The following is a 20,079-nucleotide window of genomic DNA, read 5'->3' on the forward strand; positions in this document are numbered from 1 at the left end:
GGGGACCCCGAAGTGCTACCCCAAAAAATCTTCCGATTTTTTGGGGACCCCGGTATCTAAACCTGTTTCGCACAGGTTAGGTCCTATGAAAGGGTCAATCCAAGCTTTTTTGCTTCCGTACCCTTCCCGAGTACGGTCCGCTTGCCGTTATTCCCTTGCCAAGGTACCTGTCGCTTTCGGCGTTTCCTGCCGTCGGCGACGTCTCTTAATTTATCATATCTTCGCGTCCCCTGTCAAGGGGTTTTTGCTCCCTTGTCCCGCGGGACGCTCTCTTAATATATCAAATTCATTCACCCTTTTTCAAGGGCCAATTTCTAGGAAATACCTTTTCTTTACTAATCATTTGAACAAGCTTCTGCTTTTTTAACAATGTAATAAGCTACAGATAACACCAGAATAATCAAAGTATTCGCACCTATCTCAATTAACGGCTCCCACCCATGACTCTTATTTAAAGATATTTGCGCTTCCACAAAAAGGCTTTGTCTAACAGCAGAAATGATGCCTATTAAAATAAACGAAGCTACACTAAATCGCTCTTTTTTAAAAAATTTAATAACCGTCCATATAACCTCTTTAATAATCATAATTAATAATGCATTGCTAATAAGCAGTAAGACGTTTTTAGTTATTGAAAATCCAGTAAATGTACTTATAATAATTCCTCCAACCGCTATAACAAGCATAATTGCAACCACTAAGTGAATTAAATACTCTATCCAAAGTAAGTATCTTACTACATTAAACATTTTAACTACTCCTTTCTCTATTTATATTTAAAGGCCGGCAGACGCCGGCCTTTACTTCTTTAAGGCTCAACAAATTTCCGGTAGGTTTGCTTACCATCAACAAACTCCAAAATCACTAAACCTTTTTTAGCATTGTGCTGCTCATCAATAGATATTTTACCCGTTACCCCTTCCACATCTTTGACGTTTTTAAGGGCATCTTTTATAGCTTCCGGGGTGACTTCTTTAACATTCTTTAATGCTGCGGCTAAAACATACGCGGTGTCGTAACCAAGAGCTGCTAAAGCATCCGGTACGTTTCCGTACTTTTCTTTATACTTATTAACAAACTCTTTTACCTTGGGATCGTCCCGATCCGGAGAATAGTGGTTTGTAATGTAGCAATTTTTTAACGCCTCTTTCCCGGCAATTTCAATAAGTTTTGGCGAATCCCAGCCATCGCTACCACCAAAGGCTACATTTATTCCCATTTCCCGGGCTTGCTTCACAATCTGCCCAACTTGCTCGTAATATGCTGGAACGTATATGAAATCTGGATTTAAGCTTTTAATCTTTGTTAAAACCGAACGGAAATCCTGGTCGTTAACGGTAAAGTTTTCATCGGCTACCACTTCACCACCGCCGGCCTTAAAGCCTTCAGTGAAAAACTTAGCTAAACCCACCGAATAGGGCGAAGTATTATCCTTTAAAATTGCAGCTCTTTTAACCTTCAATTCCTCTAATGCAAATTTAGCCATAGCTGTTCCCTGGAAGGGATCAATAAAGCAGGTTCTAAAAATATACTCCCGCACTTTTCCGGTTTTAGGATCAACCGTAACATCCGGGTTGGTAGCCGTTGGAGTTAGGACCGGAACCTTATTGGTTTCAGCAATGTTCATGAAAGCCATGGTGTTCCCGGAAGTAACCGCTCCAAAGATAATTGGCACTTTGTCCTGGGTAATTAAACGGGTCGCCACCGAAGCCGCCTCGGTGTTTTCCGATTTATTATCGTATTTAATAATTTCAAGTTTTTTCCCATTAATCCCGCCGGCAGCATTTATTTCTTCTAAAGCTAAGGTAAAACCATTTAAAGTCGATTGTCCAAAGGAAGCCACATTACCCGAAAGCTCCAAGTTTACACCTATCTTTATTACCTCTTCACTTTTCTTTTCTTCAGTTTTAGTCCCACATGCCGACGTAAAAACTAACAAAAACGCCAGCAAAGAAACCAGCAATAATTTTGTAAATCCTTTTCTCTTCATCTTCCATCCTCCCGTAGTATTATTATTTAAATAAAAAAAAACAAACAACAAATCCTCCTTACTCCTACCATCCCTCCATTCTACAAAATTTATTTAATTTTAAAAATAATTTTAGCTTATAACCTAATTTTCTGTCCAGTCTTTGCAAGAAGTATACATAATACCCAAAACATCCTCGGGTTTATCTATTCATATCTTAAAGCTTCAATGGGATCAAGTTTAGCTGCCTTATTGGCAGGATAAATACCAAATACCACTCCTACCAGCGTCGAGAAAAACACCGCCAAAGCCATGCTCCACCAGGTAACGATAAAAGGCCAGCCGGCAATTTTCGCCACAATAAAAGCAATTATCACCCCCATGATTAATCCAATAACCCCGCCAAGCAAACATAAAAGAAGCGCTTCAATTAAAAATTGGATTAATATATCCCGCCTTTTGGCTCCAATGGCTTTTCGTATCCCAATTTCTTTAGTTCGCTCCGTTACCGACACTAACATGATATTCATAACACCAATACCGCCAACAAATAAGGAAATCCCGGCAATAGAGCTTATGATAAGGGTAACTAAACCCAGCACTTTATTGGCCACCTGCAGCTGTTCTTCCATGTTAAATCCTTCGTATAAATCCTCCGCCCGGTGGCGTTTATTTAATATCCGCTTGGTCTGCTCGATTGCTTCTTTAACCTTATCGGCCGATACCGCTTCCCCTTCTAACTGGTCTACCCGGGTAGTATTAAAAAGCCGTTGCCAGGAAGAAATCGGTAGATATACCCGGTAATTGGGCATTCCCATATTAAAGCTTAAGGTTTCGGTTTTAGAAACGCCCACCACGGTAAAGGGTAAACCTTTGATTTTAATGGTTTTTCCGGTAGCATCCGCGGTACCAAAAAGTTCTTTTGCTCCTTTTTCATCAATTACGGCTACTTTGCGAAAATACTTAACATCTTCCTCAATTAAAAATCTACCGCTAACTAAATGAATATTGCGCACTTCTTTATATTCGGGAACAGTCCCCACCACTATTAAATCAACTTTCTTACTACCCGCTGCTCCTTTGGCCATATCATAGCCGGAAGGAACTATTCTTTTCACTGCCGGAGCCCCCGCTTCTACCGCGCGGACGTCATCTAACGACAAACGCTGATCCGGACGCAAGGTTTCCTGGCCAATGGTTTTGGCGTACATAAAAAATAAGTTGGAGCCGATACTTTTCATCTGGCCCAGGGTAGCTTCTCTACCTCCCTGACCAATGGACAGCACCGCCACCACCGCCATCACACCAATAATTACCCCAAGGGCAGTTAAAAAGGACCGCATTTTGTTGGCCCAGAGGGAAGAAAGGGCTACCCTTAAACTCTCTTTAAGCTCCAACGCCTTGCCCCCTCTCTATTACCCGGTCTTCGACAATTTCGCCATCACGAATTCTAATTAACCTTTTAGCAAAGGAAGCCACATCCGGTTCGTGGGTGACCAAAATAATTGTTACCCCTTCCTGGTTTAAGCCGGTTAAAATATTCATAATTTCCGTACTGGATTTAGTATCTAAGTTTCCCGTTGGTTCATCGGCTAAAATTAATAAAGGATTGGTAACTAACGCCCGGGCAATGGCTACCCTTTGACGCTCACCGCCGGAGATTTCATTTGGCTTATGCTCTAAACGATGGGAAAGTCCAACCTTTCTTAGAGCTTCAATAGCTTTTTCTTTCCTTATTCCAGGTTTTACTCCTTGATAGAGAAGAGGTAGTTCGACATTTTTTAAGACGTTTTCCCGCGGCAAAAGATAAAAGTTTTGAAACACAAAGCCAATTTTTCGGTTCCGGATTTCTGCCAGCTCATTATCGGAAAGACTTCCTACATCTATCCCGTCTAAATAGTATTTTCCGCTATCCGGACGGTCCAAGCACCCCAGAATATTCATTAAGGTAGATTTACCCGAACCCGACGGCCCCATGATGGCCACAAACTCGCCGGCACTTACGGTAAAGTTAATGTTTTTTAAAACTTCTATTCGACTTTTTCCGAGAAGATAGCCTTTAGTTAAGTTTTCGACCCGAATCATTTAACTTTCACCTTATCCCCATCTTTTAGCTCAGCTGGCGGGTTTACCACTACCAGGTCACCTTTTTTGACTCCGGATAAAACCTGGGCTTTTAAATCATCGCTAAGCCCCAGCTTTACTTCTTGAAGTTTTACCTTATCTCCCAGCACTATAAACACATATTTTTTCGTATCCCGCTCCACGATTGTTTCAAAGGGAAGGGTTAAAACTCCATTTTTCCGCCCCGCTTCGATTTTTAAGTCTACTTTATAGCCTGGCTTAAGCCCCGTAATATCCCCGGTGATTTTACCGCTAAACCCTACTTTAATCTCTTCCCCCTGGGCCGAAACCGTTTTTACCGCCTGCGGTTCTACCGTTTCAATTATCCCGGTATACTCCCGCTCCAAACCTTCCGCTTGGGCAGTAAATTTTTGCCCCGGGGAAATTAAGGCAGCATCAAACTGGTTTACCCTTCCTTTTACCTTAAAACCTGATAAATCCCCCACCACAATAACCGGAACACCAGGATTGGCGGTTTGTCCTGCTTCCACATTTACCGCTAAAACTACCCCCGAAAGCTTAGTTTTAAGCTGGGTCTTTCTAATTTTCTCCTTTAACATCTCAACCCGGTCGCGGGCCGACTTTAGCTGGACTTTCAAGCTTTTGGTAGAGGTTTGGTTTATCCCCGGCAGTTTTTCGGCCTTTTTAGCATCACTTAGCTGGACTTCAAGTAATTCTACCTGATTTTCGGCTTCTTTTAACTGATTTTTTAACTCAGCATCGTCAAGTCTTAAAACCACCTGCCCCGCCTTTACCTTTTGCCCAGGTTTTACCAGGACCTCTTTTACCGTGCCCGGTGTATAAACATAGATGTTTTCCGTTGTTTTAGGTTCAATCGTACCTTCAGCAAAAGCATATTTGACAATATCCCCTTCGACTACTTTGGTAGTCTTAACGGACACACCCGGATTTTTTTTAATTTTAACAACATTTAAGCCTGCTACCCCGCCAATAAACAGAACGATTACAACTATAGCTAATATTTTTTTCTTCATAACGACCTCCTAAGCCATTTTCTGTAAACTTTGTCCGCCAAAAAACGCGCTTATAATTGAAATTAAAAGAAAAAGTATTAACCAAAAAGCGATGCTTTTTTTAGTATCGGTATTAAAAGCTTTCCCGTAACCATAGCCTAACAATACTATGCCCCAAAGGGTAAAAAAGTCCAGTTTAGACATAAATATGTGGATAAAATCCATCTTTACTTCTCCCGGCAAAAGTAATAAAAACGAAGTTTTTACATCAAGATAATTTTCAGGCTTCATATAGTAAACAAGTCCGTTCCGGATAATATTCCCCAATAAAATCGGTATCCAGCTTAAAACCGCAATTTTTAAATAAAGTCCCATTTTCCCTTCTACTCCCGCAAACTGGGAATATAAAGACAAAACCAGCCCAATTAAAAGCCAGATAAGAAACGGTGTTATTCCAGCTCCAATTAACCCGCTAATCTTTGCCCCTTGAAGGGCGACGGTAAGTTGTTCCGGCGGTATTTTATCTATTAACATTTTTTTCATGGTTTCAAGCATAACTGGCATACTAAGCCATGCCGCAAATCCATTTAACACTGCAATGATAATTCCGCTTAACCAAAAATTTGTTTTCTGCCACTCTTCCTGAAAAACTTCCCCGGGAGCATAAATAACTTTAATTAAATTAGTTAAGCCCATAATCCTCAACTCCTTTGCTTTTAACTTTTCCTTTTTTCCTTAAAGGTCTTTTACCATGGGGTTTTCTAAAGGCCTACTACCACCTCCTCGCCTGTCATAATCTATAAGTTATATCTTCGTTTTACGAAATACCCGGTCATAGCCACCCCCAAACTTCCCGCAACAACAACTCCTAAAACAGCCCCCGGCCAAGGAGTTAAACTAACAATAAAATAAAAAGCAACTAAAATCCCTCCCATCAGTAACGCTGAAAGGAAACTATAAAATGTTAACGGAACCTGCTCCATCGCCATATCGGTTAGCGAACTTCCGGCATAATCAACTTTATTCATGGTAAGGCCCGCAGGAATTAGGGACAGGGCGAGACCCACGGTGGTTCCGAGGATGGAAAAAATTATGCTTAATAACGCCGCAGGGCCTTTTAAACCAATTACGCCGTTCATAAGACCCGCAGTTACTCCGGCAAAAAAGGTCAAAGGAAGATAGGCCAAAAACTTTCCGGTAGCTAATTGTCCGGGAGAAATAGCCGCAAGCCAGAACAGCCCTATCCGCCGGCCCTCGGCCTGGTAGGCAGTCGCAATTAACTCCCCAAAGCAAAAATACCAGATGGCAAAAGTTGGTATTAAGGGAGATAAACCATTTACCATGGCCCCAAGCCAGGAATTTATAAGAGGCAGCAGGGATAAAATCAGCCAGGCCAGAATTCGAATCGTGGTTAAAGGATTTCGCCAGAGAAAAAGCCATTCTTTTAAAATCACCGCCTGAGCAGGAGCGGGTAAGCGAAAGACCGAGAGCAACTTCAGGAGGAACTCCGTTGGTTTTTTTCCAAGCCTCCCGGTTCCCCGCTCTTCTTGTTCTAAAAAAGCTTTTTCCCATAAAGCTGCCGACTTTAACCCCGTATACAGAATAACTCCCCCGACCGCCAGAAGAACGGGTATCCACCATATTAGTTCCGGCAAATTTAAAGACACCCAAACTTTCACCCTTTTCCCTTTTACCAGGGTTGCGCCAAGCCACAGGGCCACCGCCAGCCCGGCAATTTGCAGAAAAGGAGTAACTATTAACAAAAGCCCGCTAAGCCTCAAAAAAAACCGTTTAACCACCAGTAAAACCAAAAGGGCCAAGCCGGTACCAATAAGGGGAATAAGAAAGTACAAAACCCAAAGCTCCAATTGCCAATGGGGAAACCAGACCCGGGCCAGTGCCAGGGCCATTAAGGTGGGAATTTGTAAAGTAGGACGTAGATTAGCCAGGTAAGCAGTAACAACCGTAGCCTTAATTATCTCCTGCGGATACATAGCCATTAAGCGGTCCACCCGGGCTTTAAAGCCAAACAACATCCGCTCCGCCAAAAGATAACCATTTCCAAAGGTTATGGGCAAAGTCAAGGCGGCAAGGGCCACTAAATCCCCTCCCGACTTTAAACCACGCCCCACATCATTAAGAAAAACTCTCATGCCAACGAATAGCGAAATAAGTGTTACTAATTCCAACAAAATCATTAAAAGACCCGAGCGATTAAACCGAATCCTATCATTCCAGGTTTCCCTTAGTTTTATTTCGACTAAAGTCCGCCAAAGCACCATCAATCCCCTGCCCCTTTAACCGTTGGTCTCTTCACCTATTAGTTTTAAAAATAAAGGTTCCAGGCCGCCGGAAACACCAAACGACTCACACAGCTCTTCCACCGTACCCAGGGCTCTAAGCTGACCCCGGTGGATTATTCCCACCCGGTCGCAAAGTTTTTCCGCCACATCCATCACATGGGTTGAAAGAAATACCGTTTTCCCCTGGCTTTTTAGATTTAAAAGAATATCCTTAATCTTTGCTAAAGTTGGGGCATCAAAAGCATTGGTAAGCTCATCCACTATAATAATTTCCGGATCGGAAAGAAGGGCAAGGGCTACCGAAACCTTCCGCTGCATTCCCAGGGAATATGTGTTAACCATATAGTCACTTTTAGCGTTCAGGTCTAAAATCGCCAAAAGCTCCTCCATTCTCTTTCTGGTCCATTCCTCAGGAAGATTGTAAAGTCGCCCCGCCATAATAAGAAGTTCCCTGGCCGTTAACCGCTCGTAAACCAGGGGAGTATCCGGTATATAACCGATTTGGCGCCGCACCGAAGCTCCTGGTTGCCACAAATCTTCCCCCCGCACCAGAATCGTGCCTTTTGAAGGGCGTAAAAGGCCCGTCATCATTTTGATGGTGGTCGACTTACCCGCCCCGTTGGCACCCAGAAAGCCAAAAATCTCCCCGGGGTACACTTCCAAGTTTAAATCCAAAACCGCCGGGTAATCACCGTAATATTTGGTTAAATGTTTAACTTCCAGAATCGGGGTTTTATTTAATTTAAGATTTGGAGGTGTAAGAGATATTATTTGCCGGGTTTTATCCTGGAGGGATTTAAGCGTATCCTGGCTGGACTTAACTTGGTCTAATTCTTTCTCCGGGAGGGCAATCTTTGTAATGGTTTCTAAAAACCGTTCCGGCTCATCGGCGTTAATTAAAATTTCTCGTATAAACCCCCGCCGACTTTTATCAGGACCCACAGATGGGGCTTTAACCATAATTGGCTCCGAAAGGGTTAATTGTATGACATCACTATTGCGTGAAAGACAATACAGTCGCTCATCTTCCCGGAAAACACTTACATTTAATAAATCTCCCTGAGGAGCTGAAGCCAAAGATACCGCCTTAGCCTCCACTACCAACGAAAGCGGCAGACGGCACTTAAACCTCGGACCCAGACAAATAATAAGTTCTTCAGGAGTTAAAACATGCGCCGATCCAAGCATTAGACGGTTTAAGCTTGAGACATAAAGATATAACGCCAGCATTAGGGCAAGTACCAGGTAAAATAGCCAGCCTTTGGTCATCATCATGTAAATAGCAAGTCCCACTATTAAAATTTCCACAGTCACTATCACCTGTAAAGCCCATACGAACTGTCGTAATTGCTGACTCTTTTTGGTATTAGTAAAGACTTTTTTATTTTCGATATCTGCCATCGTCCTACCCCCAAATAACCTATTTCCACATTTTAAATATTTCCTTTAATTTTCACATAATTTTCTCATTTTTTGTAAACGGCGGTCCAGCCAAACCCATGGGAAAACCTACAGCGATAGCAGTACCAATACCTGTTTGAGTAATTTTGGGGGACTGAAAAAATAAAAAGTCTATTATACCTATTACAATTAAAACGATAACAGGTAGCATAAATCCTACTGATAGCCTTTTTCTTTCTGGGATCACCTGTCTTAAGCGATATCCGATCAAGTACGCAACAGGAGTAATTATTAAAGAAACAAAAACCAATAACAGGTAATTCACCCGAATTCCCCCTGTATTAGTTCCCTTTAAGAAAGCTATAACCGCGAAACCATTAACACAATTAACGGCTTCACCCTTGGCGTTTTTTCTTACTGTGCCGCAAGCCAATCTACTTTCCAAACCCCATTGACCTTTACCACACGCCAATATCTATTTTCGAAAGTTACAGTATGCCCATCCTTAAATTTATGAGTGTCGGAAACTTCAACAAAGGCCATTCTTGCATCTTCTATTTTAAAATTGCCAATTTTATAGTTAATAAGCCTTGCATTATCCAAAGCTCTTTTAAAGTCAGCATAAGATACTTCATGTGGTACGTTCATTAAACGGTATGCTTTTTGCCAATCACCTCGAAGTTCAGCTTCCAGATAAGCTTTTACTGCATCTACCGGAGTATTTTTATTGATGTCATACAGGGAAATTTCCTTAATTTGCTCTTTTAATTGTTTAATCTCATCAAGATATTGATAATATGCGTCATATAAAAGACTTTCGACATTTCTTAAACGTAGCTCCAGATTATAAATTTCTTTTTCAATGGTTTCAAGTCTGCGCATTTCCTCATTTTGATTATTTTTACAACCGGTTAATGATAATAAAGCTAAAATTAAAAATGTAATTATTATTTTTGGAAATTTAATTTTTTTCCGGCTAATAATTGTACTATTCACTCAAAATAGCCCTCCCTTTTTATCAGCAAACTTTTCGGTTTTAACCGCTTTTTCTTTAAAGTTCAGACAAGTTTTCCAAATAAAGCTAATTAAAGTTAAACCATCGTACGGAGCTGTTTTAAAAACTTTAACCTCATTCAACGATTTATCACCTCACTAACGTGGAGGCTGAGGATTATTTTATTTCTACCCCAACCTACCTTATTAATTAAGTTAAATCCAGATAATTGTGTAAAAAGAAATTTAAAAAAGGTCATGGATGTTTTGGAAGCCTGACTACCAGCATAATTCAGCCGTTAAAAGGATTTTTAATAAGAAAATTCCTCCACGTTATCGTAAAATCGGTTAACTCGACATATTCGGTGCCATTTTGCCACTTTATTTTTATTTTAATTGGCTTTTTTAAATCGTCTACAAGCATATTTTTATCAAAATCTTTACCTATGTGATTTATATAACTTAAATTTAGTCCAGGATTTGTTTTATAATTTATTGTAATATTTTGAGAACGGTCAGTACCAAAATATAATGGTCCACTTAAAATCCATTTTCGCAGGCTTTTATCAAGAAATACAGTACAGCTCACATTTTTATACGTTTCTTTAGTTTTAGGGCTAATTTCAATTAAATGTTGTAGCATTACTAAATCTTCTTTTGGATTTTTATAAAAAATTAATATTTTTGCCTTATAATCGAAATTAATACTATTTTTTGCGGGAATAAAAACTGCATTTTTTTCAATTTCTAAATCATAAGGGTTGGCAGGTATAAGGCTTTTAAATTTTTTATATACTGTGAAATAAAATGTTGTTAAAACTATAATACACAAAATAAATGCAGATAAGCCTAAAAATAATTTTTTCTTATTAGTCACTTTAATACTTATACCCCCAAGTAGATGAATCAATGAAACATTCAGAGAATCAAGTAACCATAATCATATTCAGCCATTTAACTCTAATAAATTCCACATAGTTCTGGCTCCTGGCCATTTTTTGCTATCCTGATATTTTTTCAGCTTTAATCTTAAAGGTCTGGTCATTTCCAGTTTTCTCCTTTGGCCATTTTTGTTTCTTATTCGGCATATTTCAAAAAATTCCTTTAAAAAGAAAAAACCCTGCTTGAAAAAGCAGGAGAATTTGAAATCACTATTTTAAGCTTATATTCCTTCTTTATAAACTACTTTCAAGTTTTTATCAAGCGCTTCTATTCGTTTAAATCCTTTTACAAAATTTTCCCTGTAAACAAGATAGCCACCATAATCACTTTGCCAATCTACCTCGGTAACTACTTCCCTATCATCAGTAAATACGACTTTGATTTTTGCTATCTTTGGATCAAACACCGTTCCATAAACAAACATCCACTTCGTTGCGGGTGAGTTTGATTCATAAGAAGTGCTTGAGATTGATATTTTATCATCAGGGCTAGTCCTACATACGCCACCACCCAGAGGATTAATAATTATGTCTTTTTGTTTTATATTAAATGCTACTAAGCTTTCATAATTTCCATAGATTACATTATAATTGAAGATTGCATAATACTGGTTGTCAATTTTTTTGATAAGTACAACCTTTACATTGTCCGCAACAATATTTTTTTCTTTAAATTTTTTTATTAATTTCTCCTTTATTTCTTCATTGGTAAGTTCCTTATCCTGGCTTAATCCACATGAGCTTAAAATTAAAATTAATGCAACAAACAATAAAATCATTATAAAAAATGTGAATCTTTTCCTATTTTTTAATTTAAACATTGTTCATTTACCCCCCCATGCTAACGCAGTAAGCAAGAAAATTAAGTTTTTTCGGTAAAGAAGTTTACAATTGGGTCAATTAAATCGCTTATTAAAAATGGTGTCCCTCTTGGTTTTTCTCTGCTTATTCCAATTCTAAACAAATCCTCCATTCTATTTCAATATGTATTGTCTATAAAGGTAAAATCATTGTCTGAAAAGTCTTTTTCATTGTCGGAAACTTCTTTTTTATTGATCTAAACTTTCATGAATTCTCCTTTGAAGGTACAAAAAAAAATTGCCCTTGCTAAACCAAGAGCAATTTTTTCACAGACAATATTTTTCCTGAAACTCTTTTAATTTTTCCTGGGTAATTATGGCCGTTTCTTTTACGTTCGCTAATTTGACCAAATAAGATTTATTGCCAAAGGGTATTATTTCCGTAATCATGTCCACGTTGATCATATAACTTTTATGGCAGCGAAATAATTTTTCGTTCTTAATCCGTTCTTCCAGTTGTTTAAGGGTTTCATAAGTTGTAAAACTTCCCCGGGCGGTATGTATAACTGTCTTGCGGTCAAAACGGGTAATTACGATTATTTCGTGAACATTTACTACCGTGCATTTATCATTGGAGTAAACGAGCAGTTTTAAGTTTTTATTTTCCCGGTTCTCTCCTGCCAGTGGCGTCATGGGCCGTTCTACAATCCCGGATTTATCCCTTTCCCCTTTTAATTCGATAATTCGTTCCATTGTTTGCTTAATTCGTTCAAGTTTAAAGGGCTTTATCAGGTAATCAAAAGCATAAACTTCAAAAGCTTCGTGAGTATAGCTATCATAAGCCGTGGCAAAAATGATAAAGATTTTAGGATCAATGTCAAAAATTTCTCTCGCCGCCTCTACCCCGTTCATTTCCGGCAGATCAACGTCCACAAAAACCACATCCGGCTTAAATTCCTCCACCAGCGAAACCAGCTGCCGGCCGTTTCCCGCCTCCCCTATTACTTCTATTCCGGAAATCCCCTCCAACACTCGTCTCAAAACCAACCTCATGGCAGGATCATCTTCACCAATTATGACCTTAAGCATTTAGCTGCACCTTCCCCAGCAAATAAATTTTTTAAGGTGTTCGGGTGTTTTCAATTTTATCCGGTAGCTGAACCGTAAAAATAGTCCAGTTTGCATCACTTTTCACCTGTATATCACCGTTATATTTCTGCACAAGTTTTTTCACGCTGTAAAGTCCCATACCCCTGCCTTCGCCTTTGGTGGAAAACCCCGGTTCAAAAATTTTTTCGATTACCTCCTGCTTTATGGGCAATCCATAGTTTCTAACTATAAAAACATAACCCATTAAGTCTTTTGTAAGTTCCACCTCTACCTTTCTTTGGTCCGAAGGCAGTCTTTCGACTGCTTCAAAAGCATTGTCTATCAAATTTCCAAGAATAACATTGAAATCTCTTACTTCCAGCGGTAAATCCCGCAGACTCGTTTTTACCTCCACTTTAAAATTTATTTTCCTACTTTCCGCTAAAGATGCCTTGGTTTGCAGTAACGCCGTAATTTCCAGTTTATCCGTCTTTATTAATTCCGAAGTAACCGCAATCTCTTCCAGGTACTTTTTAATATATTCTTTTGCCTCCCGGAAAGCTTCAACTTCAAGTAAGCCGTAAATCACCTGCAGTTCATGGTTAAAATTATGGCGTTGCAGGCGAAGGGTACGCACTAACTCCTCTATCTGGTTAAGATAGTCCAGTTGGGTTTTAAGTTTGATTTCTTCTTGCAGGAGATTAATAATCCGTTTCATACTAAAAATAAAAAGAACCGAGATTAATGCATCCATTAAAATTAACATAAAAGGATCAGAAATAAAAGTTTTAATCTTTGATAGCGAATTATTTTCAAGATAAATTGCCAGATAAATTAACATTATCAGAATAAATTGAAGTAAAAATAAGCTTATAAGTGGAGCAGATTTAAGTATGTATGATTTATTTGCCCCCAATAAATCCAACCAGCGTTCGGGGAACCTTAGATTTAAGCGCTGAATTAATAAAATTATAATAACCAAAATAAGGGCTTCGGGCAGAAAAAATACCAGTCGCTCCCAGAAATTATTTAATACTGAGGACAGAGAAAGCCCCGTTAGGTTAAAGATAAGCGGGGCGGATACCATCTCCACCGCCAGATAAATACTTAAACCCAGTAAGGCCGCCAAAAAGCTTAATTTGTAAGGAATTAAATATATAAAAGATATGATTAAAGAAAAGGTAATGAGTTGGAGTATTGAATGAATACCAAAAGCTATTGGTAACGAACGAATAAAATAACTGCATATTGCCTGAAAAATGCCAATTAAGGTTATTTCCTTTAGAGTTGATTTAAAACCCAAAAGGGATAAACCAATCACACTAACCAGCATTGCTTCCGGCAAAGATATAAACAATAAAACCGGAAGAGACATCCTGTCCAATTTTACTTTCCTCCACTTGAATGTTAGAAATAAAGACAATTTTTCGGAGAATTTTATCTTAAAACACAAATTTTTTAATTTTGGAAATTAATTCTCCATATACTTTATAAATCCTTTTTCATATCCAGGGAAACTTTAAATTTACATTCCCTTAGCCTTTATTCTTTTTTTCCTGCTCGTAAAGTCGATAGGAATAAACCATTACCGCTACCGCGGTAAAAAGTGGCAAAATAAGAAGAATTAAAAGCTCCACCACCGGCGGTAAAAAGCCAGCCAAAGCCATAATGATTCCGGAAGCTACGAAAAATTTGCCAGAAGCTTTATGGGTTTTTTCCCAGACCGTAGGGCTTTCCAAAGTCCAGGGAGTGCGGATGCCAAAAAAATAGTTTGACTTTATTTTCCCCATGGTAAGACCGATTAGGGCAAAGATAAAACCTATACCAACGGGTACGAGTTCCCCGATCGGTACATTATAGCCAAGACCTACCAAAAGCGTCGCCACATGCATAGCCCCCATAAATATTAGAAAACCGTTAATAAACAAAACATAAACCCCAAAAAACTTTTCGTAATTTTCCCGCCGGGGGTCAATATAGGGAATGACTATAAATAAGAGAAATAACCCCAGGGTTAAAAAGGGTAAAAACCAAACCCCAAAACCTTTGGAACTCCAGCCGTCAACCTCCCCGTATAAATTCCAGTGGGTCGGTATTATAGCCGGAAGCATTGGATATAAGTAAAAACTTACACCAAAAATGGCGATGAGGATTAGCAAAGAAAACCAGTAATAACGGAGAAAATTTTTCAAAGTGAATTTCATTATTAAAACCTCCTAAATGGTTTACTTAAGTTTTGGCGATATCCTTGGGTAAATTTATGCTTAATTGCTGGATAAGTTTTCAACTCCAACAATACTACGTGATATTGTCTTTTGAAATCAAATAATGGTATCCCATCGGTGTATAATTGACCCAGAGGCAACGAAAAGGAAATAACCAAACCCTGGTGAAATATCCCTCTGATACTACAGATGAAAACAAAAAACCCCTGCGGCAACCCTTGGATTTAATCCTAAAGTGTGCAGGGCACGACGCCCCCAAACAAAAGTTAAGGTAGAAAGCGACATAGATTACATAACAATCCGCTTTTGACAAAATTGCCTTCTATACTAATTTATTTTGAAAAATAGGTGCCGGATTAATTTGCAAGTTCACAATGGACTTTAGAAAGCGCTTATCTTCTTTTGGCTTTTTTGTTTTTTATTCGGCATATTTCTAAAAATTCCTCTAAAAAGAAAAAAAATCCTGCTTGAAAAAGCAGGAGAGTTTGAAATAATTTATATCCCTATTTTATAAATTACTTTCAAGTTTTTATCAAGCGCTTCTATTCGTTTAAACCCGGTAATAAAATTTTCCCTGTATACAAGATAACCACCATAATCATTTTGCCAATCTACATCGGTAACTACTTCCTTATCATCGCTAAACACAACTCTAACTTTTGCTATCTTTGGATCAAACACCGTTCCATAAACAAACATCCACTTCGTCGCGGGTGAGCTTGATTCATAAGAAGTGCTGGCTACTGCTATCTTATCATCAGGACTTGTTTTACACATTCCACCACTAATGGTATTTATTTCAACATCATTGTTTTTAACTTTAAATGCTACTAAAGTTTCAAAATTTAAGTTTACTTCATCATAATTGAAGATTGCATAATACTGTTTGTCAATTTTTTTGATAAGTACAACCTTTACATTGTCCGCAACAAGATTTTTTTCTTGAAATTTTTTTATTAATTTCTCCTTTATTTCTTCATTGGTAAGTCCCTTATCCTGGTTTAATCCACATGAGTTTAAAATTAATGCAACAAACAATAAAATCATTATAAAAAATGTGAATCTTTTACTATTTGTTAATACAAACATTATTCATTTACCCCCTCCATGCTAACGCAGTAAGTAAAAAAATTAAGTTTTTTCGGTAAAGAAGTTTACAATTAAGTCAATTAAATTTCTTATTAAAAATGGTATCCCTCTTGGTTTTTTCTGGTTACTCCAATTTTATACAAATCCACCATTCAATTTCAATAGGTTTTGTCTATAAAGGTAAAATCCTTGTCTGAAAAGTCTTTTTCATTGTCGGAAACTTCTTTTTTATTGATTTAAACTTCCGTGAATTATCTTTCAAAGGTACAAAAAAATTGCCCTTGCTAAACCAAGAGCAATTTTTTACATACAATATTTAGGATCACCTTCAGCAATTAAAACTAGCAATTAATTTCGTTTAAGGTGTTCGGGTATTTCAGGCTGGTACCACAAAAAGAAACTTGCCGGTTTAATGCTAAGAAAACCTGCATAAAGAGCCAGGGTAGCTACAGTGGAAAGAAAAGTGAGTTTTACCCTTTTAAACATGCTATGGTCCCCCCTTTTTACATGTTTTAATGCTTTCTCTATATAAATTTAATCTTCATTTTCTTTATCTAATAAATCAATCTTGCTTAGCAAAAATGTAAAGAGCTATGCGAAAAATTTACCAAGCATACGGTCAATTCTACCTATCATCCGGCAACCGGCCGGGCATAAACTTAACAGCTGAACGGTAAAACCTCCCATACTGGCTAAAATAACGGGATAAGTCACCGATATTTCAGCCCGGTTAAATAATGATAAAATCATAACGGTAGCCCAGGTAATAACGTAGATTGCTGAAAGCTTTTTGAACTTTCCCTTTTTCTCTGAAGGAATTGGTTTGTTTGGATTGTCCACCGGAACCCACTTTTTTACAAAATATAGACCCACTAACGCCTGCGCAATTACCGAAAGTAGCAGTGAAGTCTCCTTAACATATGGTGAAATTAAACGAGACAAAATGCCTATTAAAAGCAGGATGGTTAAGCTAAATATCAAGCAGCGCATATATGTATTGCAATGGGCTCCCCCGGAAAGTAACCGGAATATACTGGAAGTAATTAATGCTGCCAAAACGTAAGGAACTATCCCCAACCAGTAGGAAAAACCGAAAATTATTAACCCTTTTAATAAAGCCCCCAGGATTATTTCCATTCCGTACCGTGTCACTTCGGTATTCTTCGGATCAAGATCTAACTCGCAGGCCAAATAACGGGCCAATCCCGAAGCAGTATTCTTTATATCAACCATTCTTTCACCTCTCTAAGCCACTTTTATCCGGTAGCCGAACCGTAAAAATAGTCCAGTTTGCATCACTTTTCACCTGGATATCACCGTTATATTTCTGCACAAGTTTTTTCACGCTGTAAAGTCCCATACCCCTGCCTTCGCCTTTGGTGGAAAACCCCGGTTCAAAAATTTTTTCGATTACCTCCGGCTTTATCGGCAATCCATAGTTTCTAACTATAAAAACATAACCCATTAAGTCTTTTGTAAGTTCCACCTCTACCTTTCTTTGGTCCGATGGCAGTCTTTCGACTTCTTCAAAAGCATTGTCTATCAAATTTCCAAGAATAACATTGAAATCTCTTACTTCCAGCGGCAATTCCCGCAGACTCGTTTTCACCTTTACTTTAAAATTTATTTTCTTGTTTTCCGCCAGGCATAACTTGGTTTGCAGTAACGCGGTAATTTCCAGTTTATCCGTCTTTATTAATTCCGAAGTGTTTGCTATTTCTTCCATGGATTTTTTAATATAATCTTTTGCCTCCTGGAAAGCCCCTACCTGAAGCAAACCAAAAACAACTTGCAGTTCATTGTTAAAATTATGGCGTTGTATACGGATAGTACGCAGTAACTCCTCTATATGGTTAAGATAATCCAGCCGGGTTCTGAGTTTAATTTCTTCTTGCAGGAAATCAATAATCCGTTTCATACTAAAAATAGAAAGAATTGATATTAATGCAGTCATTAAAATTAAAATAAAAGGCTCAGAAATAAAGGTTTTAATCTTTGATAGCGAATTATTTTCAAGATAGTTTGCCAGACTAATTAACATTATCAGGATAAATTGAAGTAAAAATAAGCTTATAAGTGGAACGTATTTAAGCATGTAAGATTTATTTGCTCCCATTAAATCCAACCAGGACTTGGGCAACTTTAGATTTAAGCGTTTGATTAACAAAATCACTATGAACAAAACCAGGGCTTCGGGCAGAAAAAAACCTAATCGTAACCAGAAATTACTTAAAACTGTAGATAGAGATAAACCAGTTAGGTTAAGCAAAAGTGGTGCAGATACCATTTCTACAACCAGATAAATACTTAACCCCAGTAACGCCGCCAGCAGGCTGAATTTAAAAGGTATTAACATTGTAAAACATATTATCAAAGAAAAGGTTATAATTTGCAGTAAAGAATGGATACCAAAAGCCAGGGGTAACGAACGAATAAAATAACTGCATATTGCCTGAAAAATACCGATTACAGTTATTTCTTTCAGAGTTGGTTTAAATCTTAAAATTAACAAACCTATTGTACTTACCAGCATCGCTTCCGGTAAAGAAATAAATAATAAAACTGGTAGAGACATCCTGTCCAATTTGTCTTTCCTCCATTTTTCCTGGTGCATGTATAAGAACCAAAGGTAACTTTAGATAAGTATTCTACAAAAAACTTCTAATTCCTTTTAAAGCAGTATAAAGTCCATCTGCCAATTGGTCCAAGTTCCCTTATCGGCATTGTTATAGCTAATACCTACCATAAGAGGGGATTTCGAGTAGAAGCTTGTGCCCTCCTTTAGGCCAAAAAATAAACAGCAGGAAAGATTAACAATCCTGCTGCCAAGGATTTTAAGATATTAGCTTTTTACTTAACTTTAACACATGTCCCCGCTCTTCGTTTATTAATTTATCGACCATAGCTTTATCTTTATCATCAACTAAATTTTTAAGTTCCAGGAAAAACAACAAACTATCTTTTTCAAACTCCAAAGCAAACTTTAAAGCTTCATTAGCATCGGTAATTTTCGCTGCCACCTCTTCTACTTTTTTACCCCGGAAGAGATGGAGGTTAATTATACTTTCCATGTACTCCCGGTACTCATCAAAGTAGGTCTCCGGCAGGTTTTCCGCTTTGACCTCACCAAACATCCGCTTAAAATCTTCCTCGTGCTTTACTTCTTCATCGGCCAGCTCATCAAACAGTTTTTCCAGCTCCGTTCCGGAAAAGGTAACCGCAAACTGCCGGTACATGGCAAGACCGTTTCTTTCCACACTTACGGCAAATTCTAAAACTTCTCCCAAACTAAGTTTTCCAAGATGCATCTTAAAACCCCCTGTTGCTCTTTTTTAATTATATTCTTCATCTTTTGCAAAATCCCTTTTTAATTTTAGAAAAAGGAATTTGCTATACGGGTTATCTTGCCGCGGCACCAAAGTTGTAAAAGCTCTTATTTATTTGTTCAGTTGTTTAAAATAATTCCAGAGTTTATCACCTTTTATATTAAATTGTTTACCATTCATTAAAACTGTTTGAAAACCTTGCGTTCCACCCAAAACAGTAATTTTATCACCATTAGTAAGATTTATTATCACTATATGACTGTGAGTAGTACCCAAACTATTATCAGCAGGTTTTGCTTCTTTAAAAGCATTATAAAATTCTTCAATTTCTTTTAAATTCTTATCTTTTGTATAAACAATTTTACCGGTGCTTTGCGGATTAATTATAATTTCAATTGAAGAAATGTGCTTTAAGGAAATAGAGCCTGCGTTCTTAAATTTGGTATAAGAAATAATAGAAATTAGCAAAATCAAAATAATTAATATCGATATAACTAAAGTGCTTTTACTTTTTAATCTAAACACACCTTGAAAACCTGGTCATCCAAACTGTGCAAAACTGCATCAGTTTAGAAGGTTGGGGTATTTGTTGTCCGCCTTTCAGACTGTCCCAGCCCCAACTGGCGGTATTTGGAACAGCCATAGCCCCTGCCCCAAGAAGCAGGAACTCACCGCAGCTTTTCAGCCACCTTCTCCCATACCGCTGACAAGTATTCTCTTCAGCGGTGACAGGTCACGATATAATGGCCTGTCAAGGAGAGCTCCGGTCAGGAGGGCTACCCGCAAAACTCGCCACGGTTTGTACGGTAAGGTTTTCCCCTTTACCGCAGTACCTTCATTCCTTC

General features: G+C 38.2%; 21 protein-coding genes. All 21 read right to left on the reverse strand.

Going from position 1 to position 20,079, the window contains the following annotated elements; genetic code table 11:
- Window positions 1-335: 335 nt before the first annotated feature.
- The 21 genes from ciss_RS06385 to ciss_RS06485 all read right to left on the reverse strand — a co-directional run bounded on the left by ciss_RS06385 (window position 336) and on the right by ciss_RS06485 (window position 19,759).
- Window positions 336-749 (reverse strand): phosphate-starvation-inducible PsiE family protein, encoded by a 414-nt coding sequence (locus tag ciss_RS06385; protein WP_075865457.1) that lies wholly within the window; start codon window positions 747-749, stop codon window positions 336-338.
- A gap of 59 nt (window positions 750-808) precedes the next feature.
- A complete protein-coding gene (locus ciss_RS06390) occupies window positions 809-1,990 on the reverse strand; it encodes an ABC transporter substrate-binding protein (RefSeq protein WP_075865473.1) in 1,182 nt (393 codons plus the stop codon).
- Window positions 1,991-2,175: 185 nt separating this feature from the next.
- Window positions 2,176-3,366: an ABC transporter permease gene (locus ciss_RS06395; RefSeq protein WP_075865458.1), complete on the reverse strand. Its 1,191-nt coding sequence runs from the start codon at window positions 3,364-3,366 to the stop codon at window positions 2,176-2,178.
- Window positions 3,356-4,054 carry an ABC transporter ATP-binding protein gene (locus ciss_RS06400; RefSeq protein WP_075865459.1) on the reverse strand — a complete coding sequence of 233 codons (699 nt, stop codon included), beginning with the start codon at window positions 4,052-4,054 and terminating at the stop codon, window positions 3,356-3,358. Before ciss_RS06400 ends, ciss_RS06395 begins: the two co-directional genes overlap by 11 nt.
- Window positions 4,051-5,088, reverse strand: coding sequence for an efflux RND transporter periplasmic adaptor subunit (locus ciss_RS06405; RefSeq protein WP_075865460.1), 1,038 nt, complete (start codon window positions 5,086-5,088; stop codon window positions 4,051-4,053). Before ciss_RS06405 ends, ciss_RS06400 begins: the two co-directional genes overlap by 4 nt.
- Before the next feature lie 9 nt (window positions 5,089-5,097).
- Window positions 5,098-5,763, reverse strand: coding sequence for a YIP1 family protein (locus ciss_RS06410; protein WP_075865461.1), 666 nt, complete (start codon window positions 5,761-5,763; stop codon window positions 5,098-5,100).
- Between the two features lie 101 nt (window positions 5,764-5,864).
- On the reverse strand, window positions 5,865-7,349 hold the full coding sequence (locus tag ciss_RS06415) for a hypothetical protein (protein ID WP_075865462.1): 1,485 nt from the start codon (window positions 7,347-7,349) through the stop codon (window positions 5,865-5,867).
- 15 nt (window positions 7,350-7,364) lie between these two features.
- On the reverse strand, window positions 7,365-8,771 hold the full coding sequence (locus ciss_RS13020) for an ABC transporter ATP-binding protein (protein WP_077177482.1): 1,407 nt from the start codon (window positions 8,769-8,771) through the stop codon (window positions 7,365-7,367).
- A 52-nt stretch (window positions 8,772-8,823) separates the two neighbouring features.
- A complete protein-coding gene (locus tag ciss_RS06425; protein WP_075865463.1) occupies window positions 8,824-9,096 on the reverse strand; it encodes a hypothetical protein in 273 nt (90 codons plus the stop codon).
- A gap of 89 nt (window positions 9,097-9,185) precedes the next feature.
- On the reverse strand, window positions 9,186-9,767 hold the full coding sequence (locus ciss_RS06430; protein WP_075865464.1) for a hypothetical protein: 582 nt from the start codon (window positions 9,765-9,767) through the stop codon (window positions 9,186-9,188).
- 289 nt (window positions 9,768-10,056) lie between these two features.
- Window positions 10,057-10,641: a hypothetical protein gene (locus ciss_RS06435; RefSeq protein ID WP_075865465.1), complete on the reverse strand. Its 585-nt coding sequence runs from the start codon at window positions 10,639-10,641 to the stop codon at window positions 10,057-10,059.
- A 285-nt stretch (window positions 10,642-10,926) separates the two neighbouring features.
- Entirely contained in the window at window positions 10,927-11,526 is a 600-nt protein-coding gene (locus ciss_RS06440) for a hypothetical protein (protein ID WP_075865466.1), read from the reverse strand.
- Between the two features lie 306 nt (window positions 11,527-11,832).
- On the reverse strand, window positions 11,833-12,594 hold the full coding sequence (locus ciss_RS06445; RefSeq protein WP_075865467.1) for a LytR/AlgR family response regulator transcription factor: 762 nt from the start codon (window positions 12,592-12,594) through the stop codon (window positions 11,833-11,835).
- Window positions 12,595-12,625: 31 nt separating this feature from the next.
- Window positions 12,626-13,969 carry a sensor histidine kinase gene (locus tag ciss_RS06450; protein ID WP_075865475.1) on the reverse strand — a complete coding sequence of 448 codons (1,344 nt, stop codon included), beginning with the start codon at window positions 13,967-13,969 and terminating at the stop codon, window positions 12,626-12,628.
- Between the two features lie 160 nt (window positions 13,970-14,129).
- Complete coding sequence (locus ciss_RS06455; protein WP_075865468.1) at window positions 14,130-14,798, reverse strand: SdpI family protein; 669 nt, start codon at window positions 14,796-14,798, stop codon at window positions 14,130-14,132.
- A 516-nt stretch (window positions 14,799-15,314) separates the two neighbouring features.
- Window positions 15,315-15,908 carry a hypothetical protein gene (locus tag ciss_RS06460; RefSeq protein WP_075865469.1) on the reverse strand — a complete coding sequence of 198 codons (594 nt, stop codon included), beginning with the start codon at window positions 15,906-15,908 and terminating at the stop codon, window positions 15,315-15,317.
- A gap of 348 nt (window positions 15,909-16,256) precedes the next feature.
- The gene (locus ciss_RS06465; RefSeq protein ID WP_077177484.1) at window positions 16,257-16,394 is read right to left on the reverse strand and encodes a cyclic lactone autoinducer peptide; all 138 of its coding nucleotides are present in this window, start codon (window positions 16,392-16,394) and stop codon (window positions 16,257-16,259) included.
- Between the two features lie 105 nt (window positions 16,395-16,499).
- A complete protein-coding gene (locus tag ciss_RS06470) occupies window positions 16,500-17,141 on the reverse strand; it encodes an accessory gene regulator ArgB-like protein (protein ID WP_075865470.1) in 642 nt (213 codons plus the stop codon).
- Window positions 17,142-17,145: 4 nt separating this feature from the next.
- Window positions 17,146-18,483, reverse strand: coding sequence for a sensor histidine kinase (locus ciss_RS06475; RefSeq protein WP_075865477.1), 1,338 nt, complete (start codon window positions 18,481-18,483; stop codon window positions 17,146-17,148).
- A gap of 259 nt (window positions 18,484-18,742) precedes the next feature.
- Entirely contained in the window at window positions 18,743-19,216 is a 474-nt protein-coding gene (locus ciss_RS06480) for a ferritin-like domain-containing protein (RefSeq protein WP_075865471.1), read from the reverse strand.
- Between the two features lie 129 nt (window positions 19,217-19,345).
- The gene (locus tag ciss_RS06485; RefSeq protein WP_075865472.1) at window positions 19,346-19,759 is read right to left on the reverse strand and encodes a hypothetical protein; all 414 of its coding nucleotides are present in this window, start codon (window positions 19,757-19,759) and stop codon (window positions 19,346-19,348) included.
- Window positions 19,760-20,079: the final 320 nt, after the last annotated feature.

This window comes from Carboxydothermus islandicus, assembly GCF_001950325.1.
Lineage (GTDB): Bacteria > Bacillota > Z-2901 > Carboxydothermales > Carboxydothermaceae > Carboxydothermus > Carboxydothermus islandicus.

Excerpts from the sequence above, each read along its gene's own strand:
- ciss_RS06385 (WP_075865457.1), bottom strand. The coding sequence starts at position 749 with ATGTTTAATGTAGTAAGATACTTACTTTGGATAGAGTATTTAATTCAC.
- ciss_RS06390 (WP_075865473.1), bottom strand. The coding sequence starts at position 1,990 with ATGAAGAGAAAAGGATTTACAAAATTATTGCTGGTTTCTTTGCTGGCG.
- ciss_RS06400 (WP_075865459.1), bottom strand. The coding sequence starts at position 4,054 with ATGATTCGGGTCGAAAACTTAACTAAAGGCTATCTTCTCGGAAAAAGT.
- ciss_RS06405 (WP_075865460.1), bottom strand. The coding sequence starts at position 5,088 with ATGAAGAAAAAAATATTAGCTATAGTTGTAATCGTTCTGTTTATTGGC.
- ciss_RS06410 (WP_075865461.1), bottom strand. The coding sequence starts at position 5,763 with ATGGGCTTAACTAATTTAATTAAAGTTATTTATGCTCCCGGGGAAGTT.
- ciss_RS06415 (WP_075865462.1), bottom strand. The coding sequence starts at position 7,349 with ATGGTGCTTTGGCGGACTTTAGTCGAAATAAAACTAAGGGAAACCTGG.
- ciss_RS13020 (WP_077177482.1), bottom strand. The coding sequence starts at position 8,771 with ATGGCAGATATCGAAAATAAAAAAGTCTTTACTAATACCAAAAAGAGT.
- ciss_RS06440 (WP_075865466.1), bottom strand. The coding sequence starts at position 11,526 with ATGTTTAAATTAAAAAATAGGAAAAGATTCACATTTTTTATAATGATT.
- ciss_RS06445 (WP_075865467.1), bottom strand. The coding sequence starts at position 12,594 with ATGCTTAAGGTCATAATTGGTGAAGATGATCCTGCCATGAGGTTGGTT.
- ciss_RS06450 (WP_075865475.1), bottom strand. The coding sequence starts at position 13,969 with ATGTCTCTTCCGGTTTTATTGTTTATATCTTTGCCGGAAGCAATGCTG.
- ciss_RS06455 (WP_075865468.1), bottom strand. The coding sequence starts at position 14,798 with ATGAAATTCACTTTGAAAAATTTTCTCCGTTATTACTGGTTTTCTTTG.
- ciss_RS06460 (WP_075865469.1), bottom strand. The coding sequence starts at position 15,908 with ATGTTTGTATTAACAAATAGTAAAAGATTCACATTTTTTATAATGATT.
- ciss_RS06465 (WP_077177484.1), bottom strand. The coding sequence starts at position 16,394 with ATGTTTAAAAGGGTAAAACTCACTTTTCTTTCCACTGTAGCTACCCTG.
- ciss_RS06470 (WP_075865470.1), bottom strand. The coding sequence starts at position 17,141 with ATGGTTGATATAAAGAATACTGCTTCGGGATTGGCCCGTTATTTGGCC.
- ciss_RS06475 (WP_075865477.1), bottom strand. The coding sequence starts at position 18,483 with ATGTCTCTACCAGTTTTATTATTTATTTCTTTACCGGAAGCGATGCTG.
- ciss_RS06480 (WP_075865471.1), bottom strand. The coding sequence starts at position 19,216 with ATGCATCTTGGAAAACTTAGTTTGGGAGAAGTTTTAGAATTTGCCGTA.